Annotated in this window: 8 protein-coding genes; 2 read left to right on the top strand and 6 right to left on the bottom strand. The window is 52.2% G+C overall.

Going from position 1 to position 8,032, the window contains the following annotated elements:
- From IQ235_RS00430 to IQ235_RS00415, 4 genes are all read right to left on the bottom strand, one after another.
- A partial coding sequence (locus IQ235_RS00430) for an FAD-dependent oxidoreductase (RefSeq protein ID WP_264319522.1) occupies positions 1 to 537 on the bottom strand: 537 nt, incomplete at its 3' end.
- Between the two features lie 570 nt (positions 538 to 1,107).
- The gene (psbU, locus tag IQ235_RS00425) at positions 1,108 to 1,527 is read right to left on the bottom strand and encodes a photosystem II complex extrinsic protein PsbU (RefSeq protein ID WP_264319521.1); all 420 of its coding nucleotides are present in this window, start codon (positions 1,525 to 1,527) and stop codon (positions 1,108 to 1,110) included.
- A 120-nt stretch (positions 1,528 to 1,647) separates the two neighbouring features.
- On the bottom strand, positions 1,648 to 2,733 hold the full coding sequence (locus IQ235_RS00420) for an FHA domain-containing protein (RefSeq protein WP_502652296.1): 1,086 nt from the start codon (positions 2,731 to 2,733) through the stop codon (positions 1,648 to 1,650).
- A 117-nt stretch (positions 2,734 to 2,850) separates the two neighbouring features.
- Positions 2,851 to 3,522 (bottom strand): DUF3120 domain-containing protein, encoded by a 672-nt coding sequence (locus IQ235_RS00415; RefSeq protein ID WP_264319520.1) that lies wholly within the window; start codon positions 3,520 to 3,522, stop codon positions 2,851 to 2,853.
- Positions 3,523 to 4,067: 545 nt separating this feature from the next.
- On the opposite strand from IQ235_RS00415, the gene IQ235_RS00410 reads away from it, so the two are divergent.
- The gene (locus tag IQ235_RS00410) at positions 4,068 to 4,964 is read left to right on the top strand and encodes an undecaprenyl-diphosphate phosphatase (RefSeq protein WP_264319519.1); all 897 of its coding nucleotides are present in this window, start codon (positions 4,068 to 4,070) and stop codon (positions 4,962 to 4,964) included.
- 144 nt (positions 4,965 to 5,108) lie between these two features.
- Positions 5,109 to 5,768 (top strand): glutathione S-transferase family protein, encoded by a 660-nt coding sequence (locus tag IQ235_RS00405; RefSeq protein WP_264319518.1) that lies wholly within the window; start codon positions 5,109 to 5,111, stop codon positions 5,766 to 5,768.
- On the opposite strand, the gene IQ235_RS00400 is transcribed toward IQ235_RS00405, so the two are convergent.
- Entirely contained in the window at positions 5,755 to 6,843 is a 1,089-nt protein-coding gene (locus tag IQ235_RS00400) for a PstS family phosphate ABC transporter substrate-binding protein (RefSeq protein WP_264319517.1), read from the bottom strand. The two genes, IQ235_RS00405 and IQ235_RS00400, sit on opposite strands and share 14 nt — an antisense overlap.
- Before the next feature lie 57 nt (positions 6,844 to 6,900).
- Positions 6,901 to 7,992, bottom strand: a complete 1,092-nt coding sequence (locus IQ235_RS00395) for a phosphotransacetylase family protein (RefSeq protein WP_264319516.1) — start codon at positions 7,990 to 7,992, stop codon at positions 6,901 to 6,903.
- Positions 7,993 to 8,032: the final 40 nt, after the last annotated feature.

Raw genomic sequence — 8,032 nt, 5'->3', positions numbered from 1 at the left:
ATACAACAAACTCGCCCCCCGGCAACGGTTGGTGTGAGGATCTAGCCACAAATCCAGAACGAACGCTCGCGATAGCACTTGAATGTTTTTGCGTCGGCATACTTGCTGGCTGAGGATGCTGACGATCTCCCGACCGGTGGTATCGGCGGCATGGAGGACTCGCCGTCGCGAGTGAGCGGCTTCGAGAGTCAGGGCGAGGTCTTTGCCGTGGCGATCGAATGCTACTCCCAAGTCGATGAGCGATCGAATGCAGTCTGGGGCTTCAGAAGCCAAAAATTCCACTGCTCCCACATCGCACAAGCCCGCACCGGCTTTGAGGGTATCTTCGACATGGAGTGTGGGAGAATCTTCGGGAGCAACGGCCGCCGCAATTCCACCCTGAGCCCAATCGCTGGCAGACAGGGGCAACTCATCTTTGGTGACTAAGCCGATTTGCAGAGATTCGGGCAAACAAAGTGCGGCGTATAAACCTGCAGCTCCCGCACCGACCACCAAAACGTCAAATCGATCTCGCAATGCTGTTTCCGGGTGCGGCATGGAATCGCAATCCAACGCTGACGAATTTACCACTCAGAAATTGCCCCTCACTCTACGGGTCGCACCTTAATCTTTGCATTACATTTAAGCATAGTTTGCCGATCGCAACACGGGAGATGGGGGAGCTTACAAGTGTAGGTTTTTTAGATTCCGGTGGATGTGAGCTGGGGGCACAACGACCGGCGAGTGCGACCGGGGGAGAGCGCGCCCCTTAGAATGTCGTTAGACTCCAATGCTCGATCGCACCAATTGTGAAAAGCATTCTCTTGTAAGAGATGGGGGATGGGGAGATAAGTAGAACAACGACTCGCTAATTGTTCGTTCGTTTACTCTTCCTCAGCTCGCCTTCACTTGGGTTCTAAAACTTTCGATCGTGGCGAGATCGGGACTTATACACCCACACTAAATCTGCTAGTAGCAATAGGTTACGCTGCGCGCTTCACATTCTACCGAGAGCGGCTTTGCGTAAGTCTTGTAGATCGAGGAAATCGCCTTACCCTGGAGACAAAAACGCCCATCTCACCGTGAGGTGGGACGAGCGGGTTCGTTCGGATCTGCAGGTTTGGCAGCCTAGTATATTCCGTTATTGAGACGATCTCCTCCACTGGTGAACACATTGGCCGGGGTCGTCACTGCAAAGTTTTCGAGGTTAGCTTGCAGGCGCTCTTTTTGCCGAGCGCTCAATCCCTCGATCTTCAGTACATCTTCAACACTATCGTAGGGAGCGTTATCCACAACTTTGCCCGCAAGGGTAGGATACATGCCGCGATATTTCCGGAAGGCTCGGACGTTAGTATTATTGAGATCGATCTTCTGGCCAAATTCCGTTCCTAACTTCTTATCGGCGGCATTTTGTGCGGGGAGTTGCGCCAAAACTGGCATGGGACGAACGCTAAGATCGGCAGCATGGGCTTTTTGCGGCAGCGCCAACATCCCCAAGCAGCTTAATAAAACGCAAAAAGCTGTTAACAGGCGAACCAATCGTTTCATCTTGTGGGTTCCTCTTCATAGACAAATATTTAATATACAAAATATTACCATTCTTAATGAGAAGTGGGATACTCCCGATGCCGACCTAATGTTACAGCGCGAAGTTTACGAGGGAGTCCGTCAATTGTCCCGTGGCAAGAAAGCCTCAATATCGGCAAAGTTTCCGGCATAGGTCGGCATGGGGCGATCGTAGCCTTTGAGATGAACCTCGTGGGCTTCGAGAGAGTTTAGATTAAGTTGTGCCGCCTCTAGACCTTGATATGTGGTTTGACCCAGGGCGACCTCTTTGCCCAATTGCTTCGTACAGGACTCCAGGCGAAATGCTGCGTTTACGGTATCGCCCAATGCGGTATAGTCCGGGCGATCGCCGCTGCCGGTGTTGCCCACCATCGCGTATCCCGTATTGACCCCTGCCCCAATGCGCAAGGGAAAGGGCAAAGGATAGCGAGCGCTTAGTTTCTGTGTCATCTTCTGCATATTGCTGAGGGCTTGACAAATTTGCAGACCTTCTTTGGAGGTGACTCGATCTTGGGGATGAAACCAGACGGCCATAATCGCATCGCCAATATACTTATCGACCCAACTGCCAGAAATACGGATAATTTCCCCAGACTGTCGGAACCAAGTACCAATCACCTCGGAGAGGATCGCCTCGTCGAGTTGGCGAGTGAGGACGGTAAAATCGCGAATATCGATGACCATCACGGAAATCAACCGGCGGACGGATAAGAGGGCTGTTGCCGTTGCTGAGTCGTCGCCATCAACTTCTTCGGAGTCTTCTTGAAGAGACCGAACCGGACAGAAAAAGTCAAGTTGGGTTTGCCCCAAAGTCAAGCGATCGCCGTTTTTAAGGGTGACGGGAATACTCACCCGCCGACCGTTGACGAAAGTTCCATTTCGGCTTCCGAGATCGATTAGGTAAAAATCGCCGCCATCGGTGCATTGGAGCATCGAATGATTGCGAGAAATCCACCGATCTCGGACGACAAAGTTATTATCGTCGTTGCGACCGATCGTCCAGCATTTATAGCCTTCTAAGGACAAATAGCGGTCGCCCGAGTCAGTGTGCAGTACCAGATGGGGAGAGGATTCGATCGTTATCACAGGCTCTTCGTCGATTCTGACCAACGTATTGTATCGAGTTGCACCCTTTTCAATTTTGCCTTTTGTTAACCGGGACTGCCAACTCGAAGTCGTCAATTTCATAGGTGTCACGGTTGCGATCGGTCAGTGACGATCTAACGCATACAATCATTTCTCTTCTTTTCCCTCCTGCGGCACGCCACCAGAGTTTGTTGTCCGTTCCCGAACTGCGCTCGATATTTACCCGACAGCTGCGAGGGCGGCAAGCCAAAAGAGTGCATCCACCAAAATTGTACTCAAGACTGCCCCAGAAAATGCCCAATAATGCAGGGGAGGATTGGGGCCACGCAAAGGAAGTAGACCCCCGAGTAGTAAAATCGCGGCGAGAACCAACGCGCAAAGGGCCCCCCAGGGCGTGCGGACTTGAGCGATCGCCTCACCGAAGATCGGAGCCACCAGCTCGGGTTCTACCTGCATCAATTCTCGCCACCGAGGCATCAAGCCCACAAGGTAGAAATACCCGTCGGTAACGGCCGTACCAAAGAAAGAGACGATGGCAAACCAGCTACCGACGGTCAATCGACGGCGATAAAGACACCATAGGGAAAAAGGAAGGACGATCGCCTCGACGGGCAAGTGCCATAAGGGTTCCCATCGCAACCACCCCCAATAGAGAGAACCAGCTAACCAACTACCGGCGAATCCGAGTAGCAAGTCGCCCCAGAACCGAGTAGAAGGACTCGACAGCAGCGCGAGACTCAAACCCACCCAGGCCATTGTCAGAGCCAAACTAACTCCCGGCAGGTGACGTACTAAAGGTGCTTCAATAAATACGGGGACAGCGACTAAAAAAACGGCAGCCGCAAAAATAAGTCCGGACTTCCTTAGCTCAATTCCGCGCCAGGAAAACACTGGGGAATCTGGCGCGGAATCGACAGAATAGGACGTGGAGTTTGTAAAAGGAAAGTAAAACAACGGATTGTTAATATTTGCAAATTATCTTAATAAAGGTTATCACATCTACACTTAGAGGCGATCGAACCCGCTGCGTGGGGGCGTACCCCGACACATAAGGTTCGCCCTCAAGGCCCAAGAGATTCTGCAATCTCCAAATTTCGATCGAACTTTTCCGATTTCGATCGAGTGGACTGTAAATTTTTTTATACTTTCTTAGTCTTTGGAGTACATTCTTGACAATTTACCGTTTTCTCTAAGGCGATACATGAAAATGTAAATTTTTCAATGTCGTCGCGGTATTTTTTAATCGCCTTTCTGCTTTCAGAAGATTCAAAGGCTAAAAATAAAGTATCGACCTCCCGCTCTGACCAAATCTAACCCTCAAAAACACCGAACATCCAATATCCAGACTCGAAATGATTTTATCGTTCCGTAAACTCTTACCTTTTTGCGCCCTGGGCAGTGCAAGTGCAGCGCTCGCTTCGGTTTGGGAGACAGCGATGCCCCAAGCCTCGCTCGCTGCGGCGACAACTGATGCCATTGGCGATGCAAGCGTCTGGACACCCAACGTATTTCAAGCCATTATCCTCGGCATGGTTCAGGGGCTAACAGAATTTTTGCCGATCAGCAGTACGGCACATTTAAAAGTGGTTCCCGAAGTGTTGCAATGGGGCGATCCGGGAGTGGCATTTACCGCTGTTATCCAACTGGGTAGTATTGCCGCTGTATTGTCGTACTTCTGGGAAGATTTAGTCCAAGTGACCACGGGGGCCGCGCGAGCGATCGCCAAATCGGACTATCAGGCGCAAGATTTTCGCATTGCCTTGGGAATCGGGTTGGGAACGATCCCGATCGTCTTTTTCGGCTTGCTGATTAAGTTTGTCTTCGCCGAATTTTACGAGACCCGCGTGCGAACCCTCATCGTCATTGCCGTCGTCTCGATCGTGATGGGTATTTTACTCGGTGTCGCCGAAAAGATTTGCTCTCACAAACGCGATTTTTCCAGCCTCAGCATGTCTGATGGCATTTTGATGGGTTGTGCCCAAGCCCTGGCTTTGATTCCGGGGGTATCCCGTTCCGGTTCGACGATTACCGCCGGGTTATTTATGGGCTTGGAGCGGGCAACGGCTGCTCGATTTTCCTTCCTGCTAGGCATTCCTGCCATTACCCTGGCGGGGTTGGTGGAGTTAAAAGGGGCTTTGGGAGAAGGTGGCGATGTCTCTTGGCTACCTTTGCTTGCCGGGCTGATTTCGGCGGCGGTCTTTTCCTATCTGGCGATCGCCTGGTTGATTAAGTTCTTGCAGACCCAAAGCACTTGGATTTTTGTGTGGTATCGAGTGGCATTTGGGATCGTTATTTTAGGGGCGATCGCAGCGGGGATGTTGCAAAATGGTTGAGGATGGTAGGGGCGCGCGTCCTTTTCATTACAGGGAATGGGGTACGGGGAATGGAGAATGTAAAAAACCTATTTCTTCGATCGTGTAAATAAACTGCGGGCGGAGCAAAGCGGAGGGGACTATACCGAAGAACCTCACGTTCCTTTGTTTCATCGACTCGCAACGCGCCCTCAAGGGGGGAAAAGCGTGCCGGTACTGGTGAGTGCCTCGGGTACATTCACCGACTCGACGGAAATTTTACATTATTTAGATTCGATCGCCCCAGAGGACAAGCCGCTTTACCCCAAAGAACCCCAACTCCGGCAACAGGTTGAAGAATGGGAAGATGTATTCGATACCCAACTGGGGGATTGCACGCGGCGCTGGGGGTATTTCTACGGATTAGATAATAGAGAGCGGTTGCTACGAGCTTGGGGACAGGGGACTGCTGGATACGAGAAAATCGCCCTAGCGATCGCTTTGCCGGTGATGCGTTCTGCCGTGCGACGCGCTTACCAACCCACTGCCGCTGGCGCAGCAACCGCCTACCGCGAAATTGAGAGTCTTTTCGATCGAGTCGGCGAACAGCTTGCCGACGATCGCCCGTTTCTCGTCGGAGAGCACCTTTCGGCAGCCAATATATCCTTTGCAGCCTTAGCCGCACCGATTCTACTGCCCGAACGGCACCCTATTAAAGCGACGAAAACAGAAAAGATAAAAATGCCTTCGGTAATGCTCCAAGAAGTAGAAAAATGTCGGCAAACCGCCGCAGGGCAATACGGACTGCGATTGTATCGAGAGTATCGCCATCCTACTGGATGCTGACAAATCCCGCTTCGGCGAGCAGTTCTTGAATGGGTTCTGTTAGCAGGAGTTGGGCGTAGGCATTTCCCGCCCGTTCGTCGATTTGACCATTTTGTTTAACAATGACGAACAAACGCCGGGTAATGGGATAGTCGCCGTTTTGAAAGGCGGCAGCATTGAGTTGGTTGCGTCGATCGGGACAGACTTGGGATGGGACGAGGGGTTCTTGGTAAGGGGCCACGAGGCGATCGGGCGATCGACCGACCGGCAGGGGTTTGATGCTACATTGAGGAACTACCTCCGGCGCGGAGGCGTAGTAAATTCCGCCGGGGTTATCTCCAACTCGGCGCAGGGCTTGGGTCGTCGTGGGTGCGAGTGTGACATTCGCCCCCAGGGCTTGACCCCCGAGGACGTTATCGATGAAAAATTCCACCGTTCCCCCGCTTTCGGCGGGACGGGAGACGGGAACGATCGGTAAGTTGGGGCCGCCCACTTGACTCCAATTAGTGATTTTTCCCGTATAGATATCTTTGAGTTGGGCGATGGTCACTCCAGCTACGTCTAACTCGGGATGGACGGCAACAGCGATACCGTCGATGGCAACGGGAATTTGTTTCAACGTCAATCCCCGTTGTTTGGCGCGATCGTATTCCTCATCCTCGAGTGGTCGCGAGGACTGGGCAAATGCTAATTGGTCGTCGATCAACATCTCGATCCCACCCCCAGAACTCGGAACGCCGTTTAATGGATTGACATAGCGTAACCCAAAACTGGGTAATACCTCTTGAAGAAGAGCGTCAACGGTCGGGCGTAGGGGGGCCCAGGTGGTGCTTCCTCCGTAGTTAAATAATCCATCCGGAATATCAGACACCTCGGCAATACCCGTCAGATCGCGCCGATCGAACGAATCGCGCACAGTCGATCCGGTGCTAGAGGAATTGGTCTGACCATCCACTGCTTCTGGTACCGGAGAGTCGGAAGAACGGGCAAACAGTTGACCCAGTTGCGTTTTGAACAGCCAAATACCACCGCCGATTAATCCGAGAGTGACTAGCAAGGCGATCGCCAGGGTTGCCGTTTCGTTTTTCTGAGACATAACTGGATTGCCCGACAAGGGACACAGAAACTCCGGTTTGATGTATGAAATTAGGACTTAGGAAGAGGCGATCGCCGATTTGAGATCCAATTCATCTAAAAGTCGATCGAGATCGAAATGTTCCGCCATCATTTGCCGTACGTACTCTACTTTAATCGCATCGTGCAAGCGCACCTTGCCAAAAGTTTGCTCGATCTGTTCGACAGTTTGCAGGGTATCGAGATCCACCGACAGCACCGGAATTTCCACTTCCTCCGCGCGACTGAGAACCAGAGGTGGAGGCGTAATATGTCCGGTCAAAATCAGACAATGGGCAGCCGTTTCCAATGCCGCAAGCTGAATATCCGCTCGATCGCCCCCCGTAACGATCGCCATATTTCGAGCTTGAGTGAAATACTGTACGGCCGAATTGACCCCCATTGCCCCAATTTGAATGCCTTCTAGCATTAAATCCAGGCGATCGGCACAGCACAGAACATCGGCATTGAGGTTGTGAGCGACTTCCCCCACGCTGACACTTCGCAGCAACTCGCTACTGGGAAGCAAACCCAGCACCCGAATACCCCGGTCTTCGAGAAACGACTGAACTTGCGTCCGGGCCGTATCGAGTTGCGAGCTAGGAATATCGTTGATGACAACCCCAAGGAGACGATCGCCCAAACGCCGTCCGGCTGCCAACAGCGCGTCCACCAACAAAACCGAGTGGAAGCGAGCGACTAATAAGACTCGCGCATCGATGACCCGAGCCACTTGGGTCAGGGATAGATCGAATAAACTGCCTTCTTCTAAATTTCCCGGACCTTCGAGAACTACGAGTTCGGATTCGCCGGTCGAGTCTGACTCCACCAACAACTTGTGATAATCTGTCGTATCTTGTTGGAGCAGACGTTTTTCAATCGTCTCGGCATTGAGAGAGAGCAGCGTCGGTTTCACCCGCTCGGGTGGTAATTTCAGGAGACTTGACAGAAACCGAACGTCCTGGTCCATCTGGTTATCGCCAGACTCGCTCGAACAAGTCCCCAAAGGCTTGCCGTAAGCCAAGTCGATGCCCCGCGATTGTAGTTGGTGGGCAAGTCCCAAGATCGTCGCCGACTTACCGCTATAAGCTTCTGTCGAGCCAACTAGCAGATATTTTTTGGGTTGTGGCACACCCGTCTCCTCCCTCTGGGTATATTTCGCAATCGTGCGA

The organism is Zarconia navalis LEGE 11467, assembly GCF_015207075.1.
Taxonomy (GTDB): domain Bacteria; phylum Cyanobacteriota; class Cyanobacteriia; order Cyanobacteriales; family Geitlerinemataceae; genus Zarconia; species Zarconia navalis.
The sequence above is the reverse complement of the archived record's forward strand: the minus strand, read 5'-3'. Positions and strand labels throughout refer to the sequence as shown.

Coding starts and splice junctions, on each gene's coding strand:
- IQ235_RS00420 (WP_502652296.1), bottom strand. CDS start 2,733: ATGAAATTGACGACTTCGAGTTGGCAGTCCCGGTTAACAAAAGGCAAA.
- IQ235_RS00410 (WP_264319519.1), top strand. CDS start 4,068: ATGCCCCAAGCCTCGCTCGCTGCGGCGACAACTGATGCCATTGGCGAT.
- psbU (WP_264319521.1), bottom strand. CDS start 1,527: ATGAAACGATTGGTTCGCCTGTTAACAGCTTTTTGCGTTTTATTAAGC.
- IQ235_RS00400 (WP_264319517.1), bottom strand. CDS start 6,843: ATGTCTCAGAAAAACGAAACGGCAACCCTGGCGATCGCCTTGCTAGTC.